This is a genomic window from Myxococcus sp. CA005 (genome assembly GCF_006518205.1).
In the GTDB taxonomy this organism is placed as follows: Bacteria; Myxococcota; Myxococcia; order Myxococcales; family Myxococcaceae; genus Myxococcus; species Myxococcus xanthus.
Window position 1 is genome coordinate 1 of sequence record NZ_SRLV01000088.1, and the last position, 19,757, is coordinate 19,757.

The window sequence follows — 19,757 nt, forward strand, 5'->3', positions numbered from 1 at the left end:
ACCTGGAACAGCGGCGGAAAGCGGCCGTGCTCTTGTTTCAGCATCAATGAACGCGCCCGGCGCCGGATGCGGTTGATGCCCAGCAGGACGTACAGCACCCCGCCCAGCACCGGCACCAGCCACGCCAGTCCCACCCAGCCCACCGCGGCCCGCACGTCCCGCTTGTGCAGCACCGCATGGGCGCTGGCCACCACGCTGATGAGCACGGTCAGCGCCGCCACCACATGGGGCCAGGCCACCTCCAACCACGCGGGGATGTCGAACAGGTGCATAGCGAACGGCGGGGTCCTCCTGTTCCGCCTATCACGCCCGCATGGAGCGCGCAGTCCTCAGCGCCCCTGGGCGTCGGGAATCAACCCCCACGGCCGTCATCCCCCGTGTCGGCGCTGGCTGAATGAATCCGGCCCTGCTGTGGTGAGAGGGTTGACGCAGGCTGTCTGGGAATGCATCTTGCCAATGTCTGGCGTTTTGCAACGGGTGGTTTTCTCCCCGGGCGCAGCGGACCTGACCCACGGGGCAGGTGACCGATAAACAGACAGCACTGTCTGGTTTGGATGCGACTGCCTCGAAAGGAGCGATTCCTCCGTGCCGACGCCACGTTGCCGGGCGCGCCGTCAGGAGTTTTTACGTCCTTTGACTTCAAACATGGAATGTCGCTAGTCCATGCAATGCAGTGAAAGCTTGCTTTGTCCTCTAGGCGTCGGATTGGCGCGGCGGTTGCTCAAGGGCGGAGCGCTCCAGGCCGCGGCTGGCGGAATCGCCGGGCGGCGGGTGCGTCCCCCGAAGTAGGCGTCAGAGGAAACCCCAAGATGCTCAAGTTCCGCTCCGTTGCGCTGGTTGCTGGTGTGGCCCTTCTCGGTTCCGCGTGCGGTGGCCCGGAGGCCTCCGAGTCCGAGCCGACGAAGATGACGTGGGAGGAGTTCCGGGCCTCGGTGTACGAGGATCCCGAGGGTAAGCTGATTTTCGACGGCGACATGGCGCTGGACAGCGAGGAGGAGCTGCGCGCCTTCTTCGACAACCACGTCGCGGCGGAGACGGGCACCAGCCGGGGCGGCCTGGCCGTCTACAATACGAGCCCCACCAAGGCCCTCAGCGGGGACGTGAAGTGGAGCGCCACCCAGGCGCGTAACCTCACGTACTGCGTCAGCAGCACCTTCTCCGGCAACAAGGCGCGCGTGGTGACGGCGATGAACAGCGCCACGGCGGCCTGGGAGGCCACCGCGAACGTCAACTTCACCCACGTGACCGCGCAGGATGGGGCCTGCACCGCTTCGAACAACAACGTGCTCTTCGACGTGCGTCCGGTGAACTCGGGCGGCCAGTACCTGGCGCGCGCCTTCTTCCCGAACTCGGGGCGCTCGGGCCGCAACGTGCTGGTGGACAACACCGCCTTCGGCCCCATCTCGCCCTGGACGCTGGAGGGCATCATGCGCCACGAGCTGGGCCACGTGCTGGGCTTCCGTCACGAGCACACCCGCTCCACGGGCAGCTGCTTCGAGGACAACGCGTGGCGCGCCCTGACGTCGACGTATGACCGCGCGTCCGTCATGCACTACCCGCAGTGCGCTGGCACCCAGACGGGGGACCTGGTGCTCACCACCCTGGACAAGCAGGGCGCTCGCGCGCTGTACCCGTAGTCTCACGATGCAGGACCGCCGCCCTGGCCGCGCCGTGAGGCCCGGTCAGGAAGGCGCGCTGGCTGGAGGGCACCCCTTGCTCGGGCGGGTGCCTTCCGGCCTCATCGTGCTCGCGTGGGGCCCGTCGTCAGGACGGCGCGCCGATGCCCAGCTCGTCGCCCGCGCGTTGCGGCTCGAAGAAGATGAGCGTCTTCACCTGGTCCGCGTCCTCGATGTCCAGGCACTCCAGCTCGCCGCTCTCGCTCTCGTCCGCGTAGATGTGGTCGGGCTTGAGGATGCGGTGGGTGACCTCTCCGCCCGGCCGGCCCACGATGATTTCCACGGAGCCCTGGTCGCTCCCCTTCGACTCGAGGGCAATCTCCACCAGCGGCAGCCTGCCGGCGAGCGGCTGGTCGCCGAAGTCGACGCTCTCCGTCTCGATGCGCACCCAGTGGTCGCGCTCCAGGTTGCTCAGCAAGGCGAGGTAGTCCCCCCAGCCTTCCCTGGGTATCTCCCGAGTGTGATGCATGTGTTTGCCCTCCGGATTCCGTTGCTCAGCAAAACCGTAAGGCTTGTGCGTGCGGGGTGTGGAACGGGCCTGCTTCCCTGGCACGTCACCTGGCAGGGAGGCGCGCGGCTACACCCGCCGCGCCTGGACCTCGCCGGCCTCCAGCGTCAGCCGGAGCGTGCCGTCGTTGTCTCGGTGGCCAAAGTGCTCGTAGGCGGCCCGCTCCAGCAAGGGGGCGAGCGTGGTGCGCAGCCCTCGTGCGCCCGTCTCCCGCTTGAGCGCGCGGGCCACCACGAACTCCCGCACCTCGGTGTCCACCTGCAGGCGCAGCCCTTCCTGCTCGAACTCGCGCTCGTAGGCACGCAGCACGTTGTGTTGAAGGATGTCGTCCAGGGTGCCCGCGTCCAGGGGCGAAAAGGAGACCAGCCGGTTGAAGCGGCCAATGAGCTCCGGGATGAAGCCGTAGCGCGCGAAGGCGGTGGTCTGTTCCAACTGCTCCTCCGTCACTCGCGTGGCGATGCTCTCCACCCGCGCCGGGAGCGGTTCGCGGCCGAAGCCCAGGTGTTCGCTCCGGGCCAGCCCCTCCGCGGTGGCGCTCAGGCCACTGAAGGCGCCGCACGCGATGAAGGTGACGCAGGCCAGCTCCATGGTGTCGGGCCGCTGGCGGCTGGTGAAGCCGAAGTCGGGCGGGAAGTCCGCGCTGGGGGCGGACAGCATGTGCAGCAGGCTGCGCTGCACGCCGAAGCCGCTGACGTCCTTCGTGGTCTGCTGGCCGGCGAAGCGGCTGTCGGAGCGGCTGGTGGCGAGCTTGTCGAACTCGTCCATGCACACCACGCCGCAGCCGGCCCAGGCCGCGTTCCGGTCCGCGGCTTCGTACAGGCGCGACAGCAGCGTGCTCACGTCGTCGCCCACGTAGCCCGTTTCGGAGAACTGCGTGGCGTCCGCCAGCACGGTGGGAACGGCGAGGATTTCGCGGAACAGCAGCTCCACGAGGAACGTCTTCCCTGAGCCGGTGGGCCCCAGGAAGAGGCAGTTCTCCCGCATGCCCGGTTCGGGGGCGAGCCCCTCCAGGAACAGGTGACGGATGCGGCGCAGGTGCCGGTACGCCAGCACGGATGCCGCGCGGCGCGCCTCCGTCTGCCCCCGGTAGCCGAGGTCCGACAACCGCTCGTCGATTTCGCGGGGAGAGAGGACCTCGATGGCGGCGACGCGCGCGCGCACGTCCTCGTCAGGCGATTCGGGCAGCGGCTCCAGGCCAGGGTGGGTGATGCTCATTCCAGGGGACTCCAATCAGGGGCGGGTGGCCGCCGGCGGGCGCATCATCCTGGCGGGGCGCGGGGCCGACAAGGCGGGTCGCGCGCCTGCTCACGGCCGTCTTCCAACCCGGGGTGTCGTCGTCACGAACACCGTCGGCCGGTTCCCATTCCTTCCGGGCACCATGCCTACCCGTGAACATCCGCCGCGCGGCGGGCGCGTCCGGCCACACGGAGTGCTCCTCAAGGGCAGGGGTGACGCATTACAGGGACATGCCCATGGGTCCAGCGGATGAGTCTCGGGCAGCGCGGTCGAAGGCCCCTCTCTTGGGGGCGTGGGTGGAGGCGGGTGAGCGGGTGCGGTGGCGTGTCTGGGCGCCCGGCCACCAGCGCGTGGAGGTGGTGCTGCACGACGCGCAAGGCAATCCGGGCCGCGTCTTGCCGATGACGCCGGAGCCCGGCGACTGCTTCGGTGCGGTGCTGGAAGGGCAGGGCGCGGGGCTTCGCTACAAGCTGCGCGTGGATGGCGAAGGCCCCTTCCCGGACCCGTGGTCGCGTTCGCAGCCCCAGGGCGTGCATGGGCCGTCCGAAGTGGTGGTGCCCGACTTCGCCTGGACGGACGCGGGCTGGAAGGGCGTGGCGCCGCAGGCGCTGGTCATCTACGAGGTGCACGTGGGCACGGCCACGCCCGAAGGCACCTTCGAGTCGCTCATCCCGCGTCTGGCCGGCCTCAAGGAGCTGGGCATCACCGCGCTGGAGCTGATGCCGGTGGCGTCCTTCCCGGGACGCCGCAACTGGGGCTACGACGGCGTGAGCCTGTTCGCGCCCCAGCAGGCCTACGGCGGTCCGGAGGGGCTGCGCCGGTTGGTGGACGCCGCGCACGCGCACGGGCTCGCGGTGCTGATGGACGCCGTCTACAACCACTTCGGACCGGATGGGAATTACCTGCGGGTGTATTCGCCGCACTACTTCACCGGCCGCCACCACACGCCGTGGGGCGACGCGGTGAACTACGACGGCGAAGGCAGCGCCCACGCGCGGACCCAGGTGCTGGCCAACGTGGAGATGTGGATTGCTGACTACCACCTGGACGGCCTGCGCCTGGACGCCGCGCACGCCATCATCGACGACGGCACGCCGCACCTGCTCACCGAGGTCGCCGAGCGGGCGCGGGCCTGCGCGCCGGGCCGGAAGGTGCATGTCATCGCCGAGGACGAGCGCAACGAGCGGCGCCTGATGCGCCCCGCGTCGGAGGGCGGCCTGGGGCTGGACGGCGTGTGGGCGGATGACTTCCACCACCAACTGCGCCGCGCCTTCGCGGGGGACAGCGACGGCTACTACCAGGACTACACGGGCAACACGGAGGACCTGGCGCGCACGCTGAACCAGGGCTGGTTCTACGAAGGGCAGGTGTCGAAGAACCTGGGCCATGCGCGAGGCACGAAGGCGGATGGGCTGGAGCCCTGGCGCTTCGTCCACTGCATCCAGAACCATGACCAGGTGGGCAACCGTGCCTTCGGCGAGCGGCTGGGGCACGACGTGAGCCCCGCGGCCTTCCGCGCCATGAGTGGACTGCTGCTGCTGTCTCCCTACACGCCCATGCTCTTCATGGGGCAGGAGTGGAACGCCAGCACGCCCTTCCTCTACTTCACCGAGCACCACGCGGAGCTGGGCAAGCTCGTCACGGAGGGCCGGCGAAAGGAGTTCGCCGGGTTCGCGCGCTTCGCGGGCGCGGAGGTGCCGGACCCGCAAGCGGACGACACCTTCACCCGCTCTCAACTGGACTGGGCGGAGGCGGAGCAGCCAGGGCATGCGGGCGTGCGAGCGCTCTACCGGGAGCTGCTCCGTCTGCGCGCATCGGAGCCCGCCCTGCGCGAGACGGGGCGGGGCTCCTATGCGGCCCGGGCCCTGGGGCCGGACGCACTGGTGCTCGAACGGCGTGGGGGCGGCCAGCGACTGCAGGTGTTGCTCAGCCTGCGCGGCGCGCTGGATTATCCGGTGCCCGCCGGCTCGGCGCTGGTGCTGTGGACTGAAGACGCTTGCTTCGGCGGCTCCGAAAAATTGCAGCCATTGAAGCAAGACACGGTGCGGTTGAAGGGTTCGGCTCTGGCTGTGATAAGACTTCCCGCCAAAGACTGAGAAACGCGCCGTGTTTCATTGCATGTATCGCTGCAGGGCGAGCGGGCATGGCTGAAAACATGCTCAAGAAATGTCGTGGGAATTCCATATCGACTCAAAGGGTATTGGGGCCCGCAGTCCGTCGTTGAGTCGGTAACACCTCTGGCCGCTCCTGGAGAAAGCCTCCGCGCGTCAGCGCGGGTGCCTCCTTCCGGACGGCAGGAGAAATGGAAGTCCACGCGCCGCGGGGGGAACGCGGCGCTCCGGAAAGGCTCCTGGCCGCTCCGATGTGTCGCGGAAGCTCGCGGCCTCACTTGAGGTAGTCACTTGAATCGACAGCACTCGACTTCGTCCCTGGGGGGATGGAAGCGCTTCCGCACGTCTGTCACCGCGTTCTCGCTGGCCGTCGGCGCGTTCGCGACGCCCGCGCTGGCCGCTGGAGGCTTCGTCTCCGCCACCGCCAGCTCCTATGACGCTCCCACCCCTCCCTCGATGGCGGTGGACGGCAACAAGGCCACGCGCTGGTCGGCCTCGGGCGCGGGCCAGTGGATTCGCGGCGACATGGGGTCGGTGAAGCCGCTGAACGGCCTGGACATCGCCTGGTTCCGTGGCAACGAGCGCATCAACCTCTTCGACATCGCCACGTCGACGGACGGGACCACGTTCACCCGCGTCTTCGTGGGCATCTCCTCCGGGAAGTCGGCTGACTTCGAGCGCGTCACCTTCCCCACGGTGAACGCCCGCTACGTGCGCGTCACCTTCTACGGCAGCACCCAGACGACCTGGGGCAGCATCACGGACATGGCGGCCCTCTCCGGCGCCACCATCCCGGACCCGGAGCCGGAGAATCCGGACCCGGAGAATCCGGACCCGGAGAATCCGGACCCCGGCCCGGGCTCCACGCAGGACAAGTTCGGCGTGACGATGCTCTACCCGACCAAGTCGGGCGGTGAGCAGTGGTTCCTGGCGGACAACGCGACGTCGGACAAGCGCTTTGACCCGCAGAACACCATCACCCGCAACTCGGACGGCTCCTGGAAGATGAAGAACAGCAAGGTGCGCATGTCCGTGTTCACCTCCACGGGCTACAGCGCGTCCAAGATTCCGACCTATGACCGTGACGTGCTGGCCAGCCGAGGCTACATGCAGGCGGCGAACGACTGGCGGAACGTGGAGATGACGGGCTTCATCAAGGTCAACTCCACGTCCGACGTCTCGGACAACTTCGCCTGGTACGCGCGTGGCGGAAAGCACAACGACAACAACTCGGGCTGCGAGGGCAGCAGCTACAAGGGCTCGCTGCACTATGACGGCCGCGTGCGCTGGCAGAAGGAGACGTGGCACGTCTCGTACGAACAGGCGGCGTACAAGTCCGGAACGTCCGCGCTCCGCGGCCGCTGGGTGGGCTTCAAGTCGGTGATGCGGAACACCAAGGTCAACGGCAAGGACGCCGTGCGCCTGGAGATGTACCTCAACGAGAACGCCGACAAGAAGACCTGGAAGAAGGTCTACGACATGGTGGACTCGGGTAGCTGGGGTGGCGACGCCAGTCACTGTGGCGGCGCGGTGAACGCCATGCCGATTACCTGGGGCGGCCCCATCGCGGTCTTCCGCTGGGACAGTGCCACCGACGTGGACTTCAAGTGGATGTCCGTGCGCGAAATCCCCGCGGAGCAGTGAACGGCTGACGACAGTTGGCGCCCGCCCCGGTACTCCCAGGAGTGCCGGGGTGGGGCGTTTTCAGCGCATCCGATGGGGGCCATCAACGCCATCCGGCCTCCTGGTGGATTCCCGCTGTCGACAGGGGCCCCTCTCCCGTGTTCTGGATTCGGCCCGATATGGCCATGAACGTCCAGACCGCCACCGACTCGTCCGACCGCATCTGGGAGCAGGAAATCCTCCCCGCGCTCGAGCGCTACATTCGTATCCCCAACAAGTCGCCCGCCTTCGACCCGGACTGGGTCCGCTCCGGCCACATGGAGGCCGCCGTCCAGCTCGTCGCGGACTGGTGCCTCGCGCAGGCCCAGCACCTGCCCGGCCTGGTGCTGGAGGTGGTGCGCCTCAAGGACGAGAAGGGCCGCGAGCGCACGCCGGTCATCTACATGGAGGTGCCCGGGACGAAGGGCGACGACACCATCCTCTTGTACGGCCACCTGGACAAGCAGCCGGAGATGACGGGTTGGCGCGAGGGCCTGACGCCGTGGACGCCGGTGCGCGAGGGCGACAAGCTCTACGGGCGCGGCGGCGCGGATGACGGCTACTCCGCCTTCGCGTCGCTCACCGCCATCCGCCTGCTGCGCGAGCAGGGCCTGCCGCACGCGCGCTGCGTGGTGCTCATCGAGGCGTGCGAGGAGAGCGGCAGCTACGACTTGCCGGCCTACATCGAGGCGCTGGCGCCGCGCATCGGCAAGCCGTCGCTGGTGGTGTGTCTGGATTCCGGCTGCGCCAACTACGAGCAACTGTGGATGACCACGTCGCTGCGCGGCATGGTGGCCGGCAACCTGCGGGTGGACGTACTCACGGAGGGCGTGCACTCCGGGGACGCGAGCGGAATCGTCCCGTCGTCCTTCCGCGTGCTCCGGCAGGTGCTGTCTCGCGTGGAGGAGGAGGGCACGGGCAAGGTGCTGGTGGAGGCCCTGCACACGCAGATTCCGGAGGCGCGGCGCGACCAGGCCCGCGCGGCGGCCAAGGTGCTGGGGGAGGAGGTCTTCACCAAGTTCCCCTGGGTGCCCGGCATCCGCCCCATGTCGGACGACGGCGCGGAGCTGGTGCTCAACCGGACGTGGCGTCCGGCGCTGTCCGTGACGGGCGTGGACGGCATGCCGGCGCTCAACAGCGCGGGCAACGTGCTGCGGCCCTTCACCACGGTGAAGCTGTCCATGCGCATCCCGCCGCGCGTGGACCCCAAGGCGGCCATGGATGCGCTGACTCAGACGCTGGTGAAGGACCCGCCTTACGGCGCGACGGTGACGTTCGAGGGTGAGAAGTCCAGCACCGGCTGGGACGCGCCGCCGCTGGCCTCCTGGCTGTCGAACGCGGTGGAGTCCGCGTCCGCCACCTACTTCGGCCGGCCGGCCATGGCCATGGGCGAGGGCGGCACCATCCCCTTCATGGGCATGCTGGGCGAGCGCTTCCCGGAGGCGCAGTTCCTCATCACCGGCCTGCTGGGCCCGGGCAGCAATGCCCACGGTCCCAACGAGTTCCTCCACATTCCCACGGGCAAGAAGCTCACCTGCTGCGTGGCCAGCGTCATCGCCGACCACTTCAAGCGGTAGGCGGCTTCCGCCGGGCCCGCCTCCCAGGCTGGGGGGCGGGCGCCTCGTCCAGCGCTTCGTCGGTGAGGCGCACGGTGCGGCGGTTCCAGGAGAACGTCAGGCGCTTGCCCGTCTCCGGCCAGTCGAAGGACACCGCGCCCGTGCGGCGGTCCTTCGCCAATGACAGACGCACGCCCCACTGGGGCGCCTCCTGGACGCGGTGGCGCAGGTCCTGGGCGACGGCGTCCACCGCATCCCGCAGGGCCACGCCCAGGTTCATCAGGCCGAGCTGTTCGCCGTTCAGGATGTGCGGGGCAGGGGGCGGTGTGGACCCCAGGAACTGTTGCTCGCCCACGGGCCGGAAGGCCGCGGACGTGGGCGGCGCATCCATCATCAGCAGGGGACCGCCGTCCGCCTTGCGGAAGAAGTACGGCACGTCGTAGCGGCCCAGTTGCTCGCGCTCCTCGGGGCTGAAGCGCACGCGGCCCCGGTCGCTGGCGCCGGGCACCTGCCCTGAGGAGGCCAGCATCATGTGCTCCAGCGGCGCGTCATACGCGTCCGAGGGTTTGACGAGCACGCGGACATGGTGCCGCCGCGCCGCGCGCGCGAGGAAGGCCGTCACGCGTTCGTGCTCCATGAGCAGCTTGGTCCACACGTCGAACATGCCGCGCAGGAAGGGCAGCAGGTGGGCCGCGTAGCCTACGTGGCCGTCTGTGTCCGCCACCACGGAGCGGGCCTCCTCCCGGGCCCACGCGCGCCTTCGCGGGCGAAGCTGGAGCGCGCCGTTCCGGGTGGGGAAGAAGCACAGCAGCGGACCGCCGGTGGTGCACCACCAGGCGCGCCACTCGAAGCCGACGTGGTGGTTGCCGCGCCGGTTCCCCGCTGAAATCAGCCCTGTCTCCGGGAGCCGGCGCACGGGACAGAAGAACAGCTCCAGGTCCACCAGGTAGGGCAGGGGCTCGCGTTGACCGCGCCGGACGCCCACCACCAGGTTGCTGCCCTGCAGGTCCGCCGCGCCCACGGCGAAGCACGTGCCGGTGAGGGCGCCCGCGTGGTGCCAGAAGCGCGCGGCCTGGGGCGGCGGCAACTGGCAGCCGTGGAGCCTCAGTTGGGGCGAATCGCGGAGGACGCCCCACTGGCGGGGACGTTCAATCCAGTCCTGCCAGTTGTACGTGAAGGCGTCCCTGCCTCGTCCGCGCAGGACGCGCAGGGTGGGGAGCCGCACCGCTCCCGAGGCCGCCGGGAGCTGGTTGACCCAGGCGAAGAAGGAACGTGGGCCACGCCGCTCCGGCTCCGCCAGGAAGAGGGCCTCTCCGCTCGCGGGCCGGGGCTTGTACGCCAGCGCGCCGCCCCGGCGGAACTGGACGCGCAGGACGTGCTGCCGCCCGTTGTGCGTCTCCTCGGGGTTGGCCCAGAGCTGGGTGACGGGGCCCTCGAAGCCCGCGCGGCGGAAGACGCCGGCCTTCAGGTCGCGTGTGAGCCGCTTCGTGAAGAGGCCGAAGAAGGCCAGGAACCCGTCCCTCAGGCGGAGCAGCCCTGGGTGGGGCCCCTGTGTCGCCGGGGTGGCGGCGCACAAGGTGAAGGCATCCGTCAGCACCGGGCCGAACAGCGCCGCGTTGGTGAGCCGCACGACGCGCGCGCCGAACAGGCCCGGGTGTCGCCGGGCAATGGCGTCGCACCCGTCGCCCAGGGCTTCATAGAAATCCACGAGCGGCCGGAAGGCGGGCTGTGAGAGCAGGGCGCCCAGCCGCGCGGCGTCACTGGCACCTTGGAAGGCGCGCGCCGCTTGCAGCACACGCTCGGGGCCGGGCCGGACAATGGGCGGGAAGCAGTCGCTGGCCTCGGGGCCCTTGCGGACGGCCTCCAGGAGGCGGCGGGTCTGCGGAGGAAAGCGGGGTGGGGCGGCTGGAGGTGTTGGTGCAAGGGATGGCAGCACATGCGCCCTTCGCGTCATCAGTCGGCCCTGGCCCGGTGGGGCGAAAATAGAAACGCGCGGCCCGGCGAGGCCGGGACGCGCGTGTGACGTGTTCAATCAGGCGCCAGCGGCGCGTGTCCTAGACGCAGTACATGAAGCGCGAGCAGGTATTGAACACGTTGGCGGAACCCGCGGGCTTCGTCGTCTTGTTCAGCTCCCGAAGCGCCTGGGTCAGCTTCTTGGTCTGCTTGGACGCCTTCGTCTTCGTCTTCGCCTTCACCATGGGAATCCTCCACACGTTGGGGTCAGACAGCTCAAGCATGGTAAAGTGTGTAATTCGCTTGAGTCAAGTTGAGATGTCTTTGCTGGCTACGTCATCGGCCTGCCAGTTGGATGGCTCGAAATGTCAGTAGAATTTCCAGCATCCGACGCATGCCCGCCCGCGTCGCGGGCAGCGGTTTCAAGGCGCGGAGCGGCAGGTCGCCTCGCGAGGGGAAGGGGTGCAAGAGTTCACCCACGCTTACCGTGCGCGCCGTGTTCAATGTCGCGACAAGTTTATTCACCGGCTGCCGAAGGCCTGAAACATGCAATGCGTTGCCATTGGCTGAGCAACACCAACCCGTTCCTGTTTTCTCCAGCAGGATGGGGAAACTTTTATTCCCGTGAAGAATGTCTGTGTCCTTGAGGGGCCGCCGTCTCGCGGGAGGTGGTGGGGGCTCGAGGCCGCCCGCGGAGCGCCGGTTGAGCCACAGGGTGCGGATGTGGGCCTGCGTTCGTGCGTCACGGCTGTTTTCGCGCAAGGTGTTTGCGGCCTGCCGCAGGGCGGCGGGCAGCTCACGCGGCAGCACGCCGTCGCCGTCGAGCACGCCCGGTACCAGCGCACGGCCACGCACCGTGTCGCGAGTGCGTGGTGCGTTGCTGTGGCCTGGGCCCACGAGGTCCTCCACGTCATAGCGGGCCTGGTGTCCGGTGACGGGGATGCCCACGTTGACGCTGGTGGCGACGTCCCGGCTCGCGCTCTCTCCGACGTGGTAGTAGCTGGCGGGCCAGTAGAGGATGTCGCCGGGCCCCACCTCCGCGGTGAAGGACTTCGCCAGATAGGGCGCGTAGTCCACCAGGGTGGTGACGGGCATGCTCCAGGGACGCTTGGCCCAGAAGCGCATCCGCTTGCGGCCCCGGATGGCGAAGAGGAACGTGGTGAAGCGGTCCAGGTGGACGCCCACCGGACTGTGCTCGTAGTTCCCATGGAACAGCGTGGTGATGCCGCCTGACAGGGGCAGCCCCACGCGCCGCCAGAGGTCGGAGAAGAAGGCCCGCTCGCGGGACCAGAGTCCGAAGCCGTGGGAATGCAGCAGGGAGATGATGAGCGCGTAGCGACGTGTTCCCAGCGCGTCCGCGAGCCGCGAGTCGTAGCCGTCCAGCGAGCCGTCGGTGTCGCGGGGAAGCCAGGGCCCGAGTTGGACGGGCTGCCCCTGGTCGATGGTGAACTGGACGTCCGTGCGCGCCTCGAGCGCCGTGGGCGGCTCCATGGCGCCGCGCGAGGCCCCGAGCGCCGCGTCGAACACGTCCGTGTCCATGAAGGGATTGATGCCCGTCGCCTGGTAGAGCACCGGCCGCTGGTTCCAGTAGCGCGTGACGAAGGTGTCCCAGTCGAACCGGCGCTGGAGGTCGATGCGGGCCATCCGTCATGCCTCCTTCGACGGCACGCGCTCGATACCGCGCAGCGCATGAAGGGTTTCCAGCAAGGCCCGCACCTGCTCGCGTTGGGACGCGCCTCGCCCCAGGCCGCACAGGGCGCCCACCCGCACGGGGACGCCCGGTGCCAGCGCGTCCAGTACGTGCGCCGCGAAGGGGCCTGGACCGGCGAACGCGTGGCCGTTGACGGCCCATAGCCACTGCCCCGGGCTGTCCAGCATCCGCACCACGCGGCCCGGCGGCGTCTTCCGCACGTAGGCGTCTTCTTCCAGGGGCTCGTGGGCACGCGGCGGAGGCACCGGCTCCAGCGCGGAGGCGCTGACGCGCTGGGCCCACGCGATGCGCAGCAGTTGCCGCAGGTCCGGGCCGTGCGTCACGGCCCGCAGCGCGCTCGCGGTGTGCGCCAGTCGTGGCACGGGCGTGCGTCCACGCGTCCCGGGAAAGGGCAGGTACGGGACGGCGTCATCCGCCTCACCCTGGTTCTCCAGGAGCTTCACCGCCAGGGCCTTCACGGCCTCCAGGGGCTCGCTGCCGCGCACCGGAATCCACAGCCGCAGCACCAGGGCGCCCTCGTCGCTCGCCTCCTCCTGCCAGACGTGGGACGGCGCATACAGCACGTCCCCCGCCTGGGCCTCCACCGTCCGGGCCTTGTGGGCGTCCTTCGTCCATTGGCGCACGCGCAGCCGCCCGTGGAGCACCGCGGTGAAGCGGGCATGGTGTTCCCGGCGCGCGGCGCCCTGCGGCGGCTCGGTGAAGCGTCCCAGCCACAGGTCGCTGATGATGGGCAGAACGGGCACGCCGACTCGCGCCAGCACGCCGTCGACGAAGGCGCGCACCCGCTCCCACTGCGCGTAGTCCAGCATGAGCGGCTGTTCCACGAAGCACTGGAAGCCGCGCGCCGCGCCGAGCTCGCGGCCGACGCGCTGGAGATACGCGGTGGCGTCCGCGTCCTGCTCTCCGGGCAGGAGCGTGCCGGGCGCGCGCATACGCGCGGTGTCCGCGAAGAAGCGCACGTCGGGCAGGGCGCCAAAGCGCGTACCGAAGCGGAATGGCGCGCTGATGGAGACGAGCCCCTGGAAGGCCTGCTCGGGCGGAATGAGCGGGGTGCCCAGCCGCAGCCGCGTGGGGGACTGCTCCCAGTGCGTGCTCGCGAAGCGGGCCCAGTCTTCGGGTGCGTGTCTCATCGGCGGGGATTCCACCATCGAAGTCTGACGGGTGGGCGAGCGCCCAGCGGCGGATTTCTTCACGCGCATGATGCCGTGCCCCGTGCCGGTGTTCTGGTAGGAGGCAACGCTGTCCTCCATCCGAAAGGTCAGGTCCGACGATGAAACTCTATTTCAACCCCAGAAGCCGCGCGGTCATTGCCAAGTGGATGCTGGATGAGTGCGGCGCGCAGTATGAAATCGTCCCCATCGACTTCGAGAAGAAGGAGAACAAGTCGCCTGAGTTCTTGAAAATCAACCCCGCTGGGAAATTGCCAGCCTTGGTGGACGGAGACACGCGGCTGTTCGAGAGCGCGGCCATCTGTCTCTACCTGGCGGAGAAATTCCCGGACGCGCAGCTCGCGCCGAAGCCGGGTGACAAGGACTGGGGGCGCTACCTGTCGTTGATGGTGTACTCCACGTCGCAGCTGGAGCCCTCCATGGGTGACCACCTGATGAAGCTGCCGACGGGGCCCGCGCGGGGCTGGACGGACTTCGAGACGGTGCTGAACGTCGTCGAGGGCGAACTGGGACAGGGGCCCTACCTGTTCGGTGAGCGCTTCACCGCGGCGGACGTGATGGTGGGTTCGATGTTCATCTGGATGCGCATCTTCGGCAGCCAGACGGGGCGTCCCGCGCTGGAGGCCTACATCGAACGGCTGCTGGCCCGCCCGAAGGGCATGAAGCTGGGCTGAGCGGCGCCTCGCGCGAGGTCGAAGGCCCGGACCTTCCGATGGGGACGTGTCCGGGCCTCCTGGCGGCCCAGGTGGGCCCGTGCGTCAGTCCAGAACGCCGATGGTCTTCGCGCGCGTGACGGCGGTGCCCACGCTGACGTAGCCCTTGTACCAGGACGTGTCCTTCGTCCCCAGCTTGTCCTGCTGGAGGTGCGCGTGGGGACCGGTGGAGTTGCCGGTGCCGCCGATGTTGCCCACCTGGCAGCGGTCACACGTGCGGCTGCGGGAGTCCGCCGTCTTGATGAAGTGCCACTGACGGAACGTCCAGCCGCTCGCCCAGGCGTGGCGTGCCTCGTTCTGGTTGCCGCTGCCGTTGCCGTTGCAGACGACGCCGGTGGTGCGGATGGTCACCGCCCAGTAGACGGAGCCCACCACGCCCGTCTCCGCGCCCCAGTAGTTGCAACGGCCGCCCGCGCCGATGTCCACCGCGCCGTGGAACGTGCCGCTGCTGTAGTTGGTCAGGGCCGTCACCGAGCCGGTGTGGGTGCCCTTGACGGTGTGCGCCGTCACGGACGCGGGGATGAGCGCCAGCGCGGCCAGCGCGGCCAGGGAGTTCTTCCAGGTGCTGCTACGCATGAGGTGTTCCTTTCAATGGACTGCCTGTCACGGAGCCTGCTGCAACCGCTGCTTCTCCCTCAGGAGCAGGCTCCACTCCTGAAGGCCCATGCCGAGAACCTGAATCCACGCGTCGGCCTCCTGCGCCAGGCGCGGGTCCATGGCGCGCATGCGTTGGAGGTCGGGAATCGCGCCCTCGAAGCCGAGCTGCGCGACGCTCTGGAGCAGCGCCTTGCGCACGCCCTCGTCCGTCTCCTCGCGGTACATGGCGAGCAGGGACTCGCGGGCGCCCTGCATCTGCTCCGCCGGGACGCCGCCCAGCGCGTTGACGGCGGCCTTGCGCACGCTCGCGTCATCGCTGCGCAGCAGGGACGTGATGCGGTCCGCGGACTCGGCGCTGATTTTCTCAGTGGAGAGGTTGTCCAGGATGCGCGCCGTCACCGCCGGGTCCGTGGAGGCCACCGCGGCTGTCACCGCCGTGTCCGCCGCCGGGCCGTACTGGCCGGCGTACACGTGTGCGTTGTCCTCGATGAGGTTGGTCGCCGCCTCCTGCCGCACCTGGGGCGACTCGTCCCGCACCATGCGCTCGTACAAATCACCGGTGCGCTCCAGCGCGCTGGTGCGCCGCATGGCCCGCAGCGTGGCGGCGCGCACGGACGGGTCCGCGTCGTGCAACGCGCGCTGTGCCACCACGTCCATGGCCTGGGTGTCCGCTTCACGTTCCGCGCGGGCCACCAGCGCCGCCGCCAGGTGTTCGGCCATGACGGGGTCTGTCTCCCGCGCGAAGGCGTCGCGCAGCTCCGCGTCCGGCAGCGTGACGGCGGCCTCGCGCAGCAGGGTGCGCAGGTAGCGCTGGTAGGACGGTGAGCCGGAGCCCAGTCCGCGGCGGATGTCATCCATCAACCCGCGCACGGAGCAGGTGCTGGCCCGGAGCGCGGGATGAGTGTCGGTGGAGGCCGCGTGCGCGTCGGTGGACAGTAGGGGGAAGAGGGGCAGCGTGAGCAGAAGGCAGAGGCGTTTCATGGAAGCTCCCGTGCTCAGTCGTGACCGACGAGACAGCCGAAGGGGTCCTGGTCGGGCAGGCTGTTCCAGAGCCGGACGAAGTCGTGGAGCCCGCTCGCGTAGAGCTGTTCGAAAATCTGGTAGATGGGCTGGAAGCGCGGGTCGGTCATCGCCATGTTGGCCATGACGGGCAGGGCCTCGCGGCCGGATGCGCGGGCGGCGAAGCGGAAGAGGGCCCACCGCACGCACGTCTCCTGCTCCCGGGCGAAGGCCTGGGCGAACAGCTCCAGCACCTGCTGGTTGTCTCCGGAGATGGAGAGGTTGTGCGCGGCGGCCTCGCGTCCGTCCGGGCTGCCCTCCTGCGTGAGCACCTTCGCGTACTGCGCGCGGGTGCGCTCATCCAGCACGGGCGTGGCGTGCATGGGCGTGGACAGCGCCAGGTAGCGAATCTGCTCGTCGGGGGACTCGGTGCCGATGGTGAGCAGCGCGTCCATGTAGGGCGCGGCGTTGCCCTTCGCCTCGAAGTCGCGCTTCATGACGCGGGCGATGGTGCGCGTGGCGGCCCAGCCCGCCTCGCCGGAGACGGGGTCCTTCGCGAAGGACGTCAGCGTGTTCAGCGCCGCTGGCTCGAAGCGCTTCTGTGTGTCCAGCGCGGCCAGGAGGCCCGCGCGCCGTCCGCCGTCGAGCGTGGCGTCCAGGCCCTGCGCCAGCAGCCGGGTGGCCACCTGGGCGTGGTGCACCGCCTCCGAGCCACGCAGCGCCGTCAGGAGGACGTCGAACTCGTCGGGCCCCGCGGTGCGCGCCCAGGACAACACCTCGCTCGCTCGGCCCGGGTCCTGGCCAATCAGCTCCGTCAGGCGCCCCGCCAGGTAGTCCGCGACCAGTGAATCCCCCGACGCGAGCAGCGGCGCGGCCCACGCGCGGAAGTTCTCCAGCGTCACCGCCGCGTCGAAGCGCTCGAGCTCGCGCCAGCACACGGCCTCGTCGAAGCGAGGGGGCGGCGGCTCTTCGTCGTGCGTCCCACCCGCGCCCGCGCGCCCTCCGTGGCCTCGCCCGCCGGATGCGGCCTCGCGGGCCGCCGCGGCGGTGCCGCCGGCTTCGGCATCGGACGACGCGCCATCGCCGCCACGCGACGACAGCAGCGCCACGCCTCCCACGAGCAAGGCCGCGCTCGCGAGCCACGCCAGCGCCTTGGGCACGCGACGGCCCGGAGCGGGGGCGGCGGAACGGTGGAGGGATTCTGGAGTCATGGCGCCTGGGCCTGTGAGGGGGTCCAATCCCCCTGAGGGCCCGGCGCGCGCGCCGTCTCAGAAAATCATTTCGCGCGGATTTTCCCGCGCGAGGCTCAGCGGCCCGTCTTGATGCCCAGGCCGCCGCCGCCCTGGCCGGGACTGGCGGGCCGCTTCGTCCCGGCGGTCGGCGTGCCCGGGACGGACTTGCCGCCTCCGGCGCGCCTCAGCTCCAGGCGCAGCTCCTCGTCCGTGGCGGACACCTGCCGTGTCACGGGCTCGTAGCCGTTGAGGGCCAGTGTCACCGACACCGGGGCGGCCCCGGCCTCCAGCTCCAGGCGCAGCGGTGTCTCGCCGCGCTCCTCGCCGTTGACGCTCACCCGGGCTCCAGGGGGCTCGGTGATGACGGGCAGCTTCACGTGGCGCGCCGGCTCGGGGTCCATGCTTGGAGGCGGCTGCGCTTCCGGCGCGATTTCCGGCTGGTGCGGTACGGCCACTTCCACCGGCGGACGGGCCGGGGTGGCGTCCGCGGGCGAGCGGAAGAAGACGATGCCCGCGCCCGCGATGAGCAGGCCCAGCCCCGCGGTGGCCACCGGGAGCCAGGGGATGCGTCGGGCCGGCTCCGGAGGCGGACGGGCCAGGGGCGCGGTGCCTCGCGTCTTCTCTTTCGGCTGCGGCGCGGCGGCGGTCTGCCGCGAGCGCGTCCCGGGGACGGCGCCATGGGGGGAGCCGCGCATGGCCCGCGACGCGGAGGAGCGCCCCGCGGGGCCCAGCAGCCCCGGCACGCCGCTGAGCGACGAGTTGGAGCGCGAGTCCAGGTCCGCGTCCTCCGCGAGCTGGTCCAGCTTCGCCGGGTCCGTCTCATGGGCGATGCGGTCCGCGTAGAGCTCCCGCAGGAAGGCGGCCAGGTGCGCGCTGCTGGAGGGCAGCCGCAGATTGAGCGCGTAGTCCTCCAGCGCCAGCCGGAAGGCGCCGCAGTCCGGGTAGCGCTGGTCTGGCGAGGGCGCCAGGGCCTTGAGCACCACTTCATCCAGGCCCGGCGGCAGGCGCGGGTTGAGCTGCGACGGCCGCGGCACCTGGCAGTCCTTCACCAGCCGCAGCGTCATCATGTCCGACTCGCCCTTGAAGAGGCGCTTGCCGGTGAGCAGCTCCCACATGACGACGCCCAGCGCGAACAAGTCACTGCGCGCGTCGATGGCGAGCCCGCTGGCCTGCTCCGGGGACATGTACGGGTACTTGCCCTTGAGGACGCCGGTGGCCGTGTTCTGACTGCTGGTGGCCGCCTTCGCCACGCCGAAGTCGATGACCTTCACCCCGCCGTCGAACCCGACCAGGATGTTCTGCGGCGACACGTCGCGGTGCACCAGCCGCAGCGGCTTGCCCTGGGCGTCACGCGCCTGGTGCGCGTAGTCGAGCCCGGCGGCCGCGTCCGCGATGATGCGGAGGATGAGTCCCACCGGCAGCGCCTTGCCCTGCGCGCGGGACGTCTTTTCCAGGCGGCGCACGTCGTCGCCCTGCACGTACTCCATCGCCAGACAGTGGCGGCCCTCAATCTCTGTCAGGTCGAGGATGGTGATGAGGTTCGGGTGCGTCAGGCGCGCTACGAGCCCCGCCTCGTCCAGGAACATGGAGAGGAACTCATCATCCTCTGCGAGGTGGGGAAGGATGAGCTTGAGGACGACAAGTCGCTCGAACCCCGTCCCATGTTCGCGGGCCAGAAACACCTGACCCATTCCCCCAGAGGCAATCTTGCGTAGCAGCTCGTACTTACCGAATGGCACAGCCATGTGTGCCCGCCAGGATATCGCTCTTTCTTAGCTCGTGGGAATTGCTCAGTCGCGAATTACCCCACAGGGTTGGGAGCGAGCAGGCAGGCAGGCGTGAGCGGCCTGCCCGGCTTTCCGGGGTGAGTCAGGCTTTCATCTTGTAGCCGGAGCGCAGGACGGCGTAGGTGAGCGCGGTGGCCGCCACGGCGACGGCGAAGAGGATGCTTCCGGCGCCCAGGGGCGAATAGATGCTGCGGCCGAGCATGCCGTAGCGCAGCCCTTCCACCATGTAGACCATGGGGTTGAAGAGGCTGACGGTGTTCCAGGGCGCGGGCAGCTCGCGCACGGAATAGAAGACGCCGCCCAGGAAGGTGAGGGGCAGCATGACGAAGGTGGGGAAGAAGTTGATCTGCTCGAACTTCTCCGCCCACACCGCCGCGAGCATGCCCAGCACGCTGAAGACGTAGGACGACAGGATGAGGAAGTACGCGGCCACTCCCGCGTGCTCCAGGCTGAATCCGGTGAAGAAGGTGGCCACGGCCCAGGTGAGCAGACCCACCACGAGCCCGCGCACCATGGCGCCGCCGATGAAGCCCGCCATCAACTCACCGGGCCCCAGCGGCGCCACCAGCAGGTCCACCACGGTGCCCTGAATCTTGGTGATGAACAGCGAGGAGGAGCTGTTGAGGAAGGCGTTGTTGGCGATGCCGAGGAACACGAGCCCCGGCACGATGAAGTGCAGGTACGGCAGGCCTTCCACCGTCTGGACGCGGCCGGAGATGGAGACGCCGAAGACGATGAAATACAGCGTGGTGCTGATGAGAGGCGACAGGACGGTTTGCCCCGGCACGCGCATGAAGCGCCGGACCTCCTTCGCCAGAAGGGTCTTCATCCCAAGGACGTTCATGAT

17 protein-coding genes are annotated in these 19,757 nt (G+C 69.5%); 5 read left to right on the forward strand and 12 right to left on the reverse strand.

Annotated elements, in window-relative coordinates:
* Positions 1-272, reverse strand: a 272-nt coding sequence (locus FMQ63_RS29645) for a PLDc N-terminal domain-containing protein (RefSeq protein WP_194866452.1), incomplete at its 3' end; no start/stop codon positions are given.
* A 537-nt stretch (positions 273-809) separates the two neighbouring features.
* Between FMQ63_RS29645 and FMQ63_RS29650 the strand changes: the two genes are divergently transcribed.
* Complete coding sequence (locus FMQ63_RS29650) at positions 810-1,637, forward strand: M57 family metalloprotease (protein ID WP_026114077.1); 828 nt, start codon at positions 810-812, stop codon at positions 1,635-1,637.
* 127 nt (positions 1,638-1,764) lie between these two features.
* Here the strand turns inward: FMQ63_RS29650 and FMQ63_RS29655 are convergent, their stop codons facing one another.
* On the reverse strand, positions 1,765-2,145 hold the full coding sequence (locus FMQ63_RS29655; RefSeq protein ID WP_026114078.1) for a DUF5335 family protein: 381 nt from the start codon (positions 2,143-2,145) through the stop codon (positions 1,765-1,767).
* 108 nt (positions 2,146-2,253) lie between these two features.
* Entirely contained in the window at positions 2,254-3,399 is a 1,146-nt protein-coding gene (locus FMQ63_RS29660; protein ID WP_167545719.1) for an AAA family ATPase, read from the reverse strand.
* 251 nt (positions 3,400-3,650) lie between these two features.
* Here FMQ63_RS29660 and treZ point away from each other — a divergent pair, with 251 nt between their 5' ends.
* The 3 genes from treZ (at position 3,651) to FMQ63_RS29675 (ending at position 8,770) form a co-directional block, all read left to right on the forward strand.
* The gene (gene treZ / locus FMQ63_RS29665; protein ID WP_011550673.1) at positions 3,651-5,516 is read left to right on the forward strand and encodes a malto-oligosyltrehalose trehalohydrolase; all 1,866 of its coding nucleotides are present in this window, start codon (positions 3,651-3,653) and stop codon (positions 5,514-5,516) included.
* Positions 5,517-5,822: 306 nt separating this feature from the next.
* Positions 5,823-7,175, forward strand: a complete 1,353-nt coding sequence (locus tag FMQ63_RS29670; RefSeq protein WP_011550674.1) for a discoidin domain-containing protein — start codon at positions 5,823-5,825, stop codon at positions 7,173-7,175.
* Positions 7,176-7,333: 158 nt separating this feature from the next.
* A complete protein-coding gene (locus FMQ63_RS29675) occupies positions 7,334-8,770 on the forward strand; it encodes a M20 family metallopeptidase (protein WP_171452349.1) in 1,437 nt (478 codons plus the stop codon).
* Here the strand turns inward: FMQ63_RS29675 and FMQ63_RS29680 are convergent.
* The 4 genes from FMQ63_RS29680 to FMQ63_RS29695 all read right to left on the reverse strand — a co-directional run bounded on the left by FMQ63_RS29680 (position 8,760) and on the right by FMQ63_RS29695 (position 13,663).
* On the reverse strand, positions 8,760-10,685 hold the full coding sequence (locus FMQ63_RS29680) for a type 2 lantipeptide synthetase LanM (RefSeq protein ID WP_225909716.1): 1,926 nt from the start codon (positions 10,683-10,685) through the stop codon (positions 8,760-8,762). The two genes, FMQ63_RS29675 and FMQ63_RS29680, sit on opposite strands and share 11 nt — an antisense overlap.
* A gap of 118 nt (positions 10,686-10,803) precedes the next feature.
* Positions 10,804-10,986, reverse strand: a complete 183-nt coding sequence (locus tag FMQ63_RS29685) for a hypothetical protein (RefSeq protein WP_011550677.1) — start codon at positions 10,984-10,986, stop codon at positions 10,804-10,806.
* Between the two features lie 52 nt (positions 10,987-11,038).
* Positions 11,039-12,346 (reverse strand): cupin domain-containing protein, encoded by a 1,308-nt coding sequence (locus FMQ63_RS29690; protein ID WP_011550678.1) that lies wholly within the window; start codon positions 12,344-12,346, stop codon positions 11,039-11,041.
* A gap of 3 nt (positions 12,347-12,349) precedes the next feature.
* Positions 12,350-13,663 (reverse strand): hypothetical protein, encoded by a 1,314-nt coding sequence (locus FMQ63_RS29695; protein ID WP_011550679.1) that lies wholly within the window; start codon positions 13,661-13,663, stop codon positions 12,350-12,352.
* Positions 13,664-13,683: 20 nt separating this feature from the next.
* Here FMQ63_RS29695 and FMQ63_RS29700 point away from each other — a divergent pair, with 20 nt between their 5' ends.
* Positions 13,684-14,256 (forward strand): glutathione S-transferase family protein, encoded by a 573-nt coding sequence (locus tag FMQ63_RS29700; RefSeq protein ID WP_011550680.1) that lies wholly within the window; start codon positions 13,684-13,686, stop codon positions 14,254-14,256.
* 84 nt (positions 14,257-14,340) lie between these two features.
* Here FMQ63_RS29700 and FMQ63_RS29705 read toward each other — a convergent pair whose 3' ends face one another.
* From FMQ63_RS29705 to FMQ63_RS29725, 5 genes are all read right to left on the reverse strand, one after another.
* Positions 14,341-14,871 (reverse strand): hypothetical protein, encoded by a 531-nt coding sequence (locus FMQ63_RS29705; RefSeq protein WP_011550681.1) that lies wholly within the window; start codon positions 14,869-14,871, stop codon positions 14,341-14,343.
* A 27-nt stretch (positions 14,872-14,898) separates the two neighbouring features.
* Positions 14,899-15,873: a HEAT repeat domain-containing protein gene (locus FMQ63_RS29710; protein ID WP_011550682.1), complete on the reverse strand. Its 975-nt coding sequence runs from the start codon at positions 15,871-15,873 to the stop codon at positions 14,899-14,901.
* Between the two features lie 14 nt (positions 15,874-15,887).
* Complete coding sequence (locus tag FMQ63_RS29715; RefSeq protein ID WP_225909717.1) at positions 15,888-17,102, reverse strand: hypothetical protein; 1,215 nt, start codon at positions 17,100-17,102, stop codon at positions 15,888-15,890.
* A 95-nt stretch (positions 17,103-17,197) separates the two neighbouring features.
* A complete protein-coding gene (locus FMQ63_RS29720) occupies positions 17,198-18,868 on the reverse strand; it encodes a serine/threonine-protein kinase (RefSeq protein WP_011550684.1) in 1,671 nt (556 codons plus the stop codon).
* A 124-nt stretch (positions 18,869-18,992) separates the two neighbouring features.
* Positions 18,993-19,739 carry an ABC transporter permease gene (locus FMQ63_RS29725; protein WP_011550685.1) on the reverse strand — a complete coding sequence of 249 codons (747 nt, stop codon included), beginning with the start codon at positions 19,737-19,739 and terminating at the stop codon, positions 18,993-18,995.
* Between the last annotated feature and the right edge of the window lie 18 nt (positions 19,740-19,757).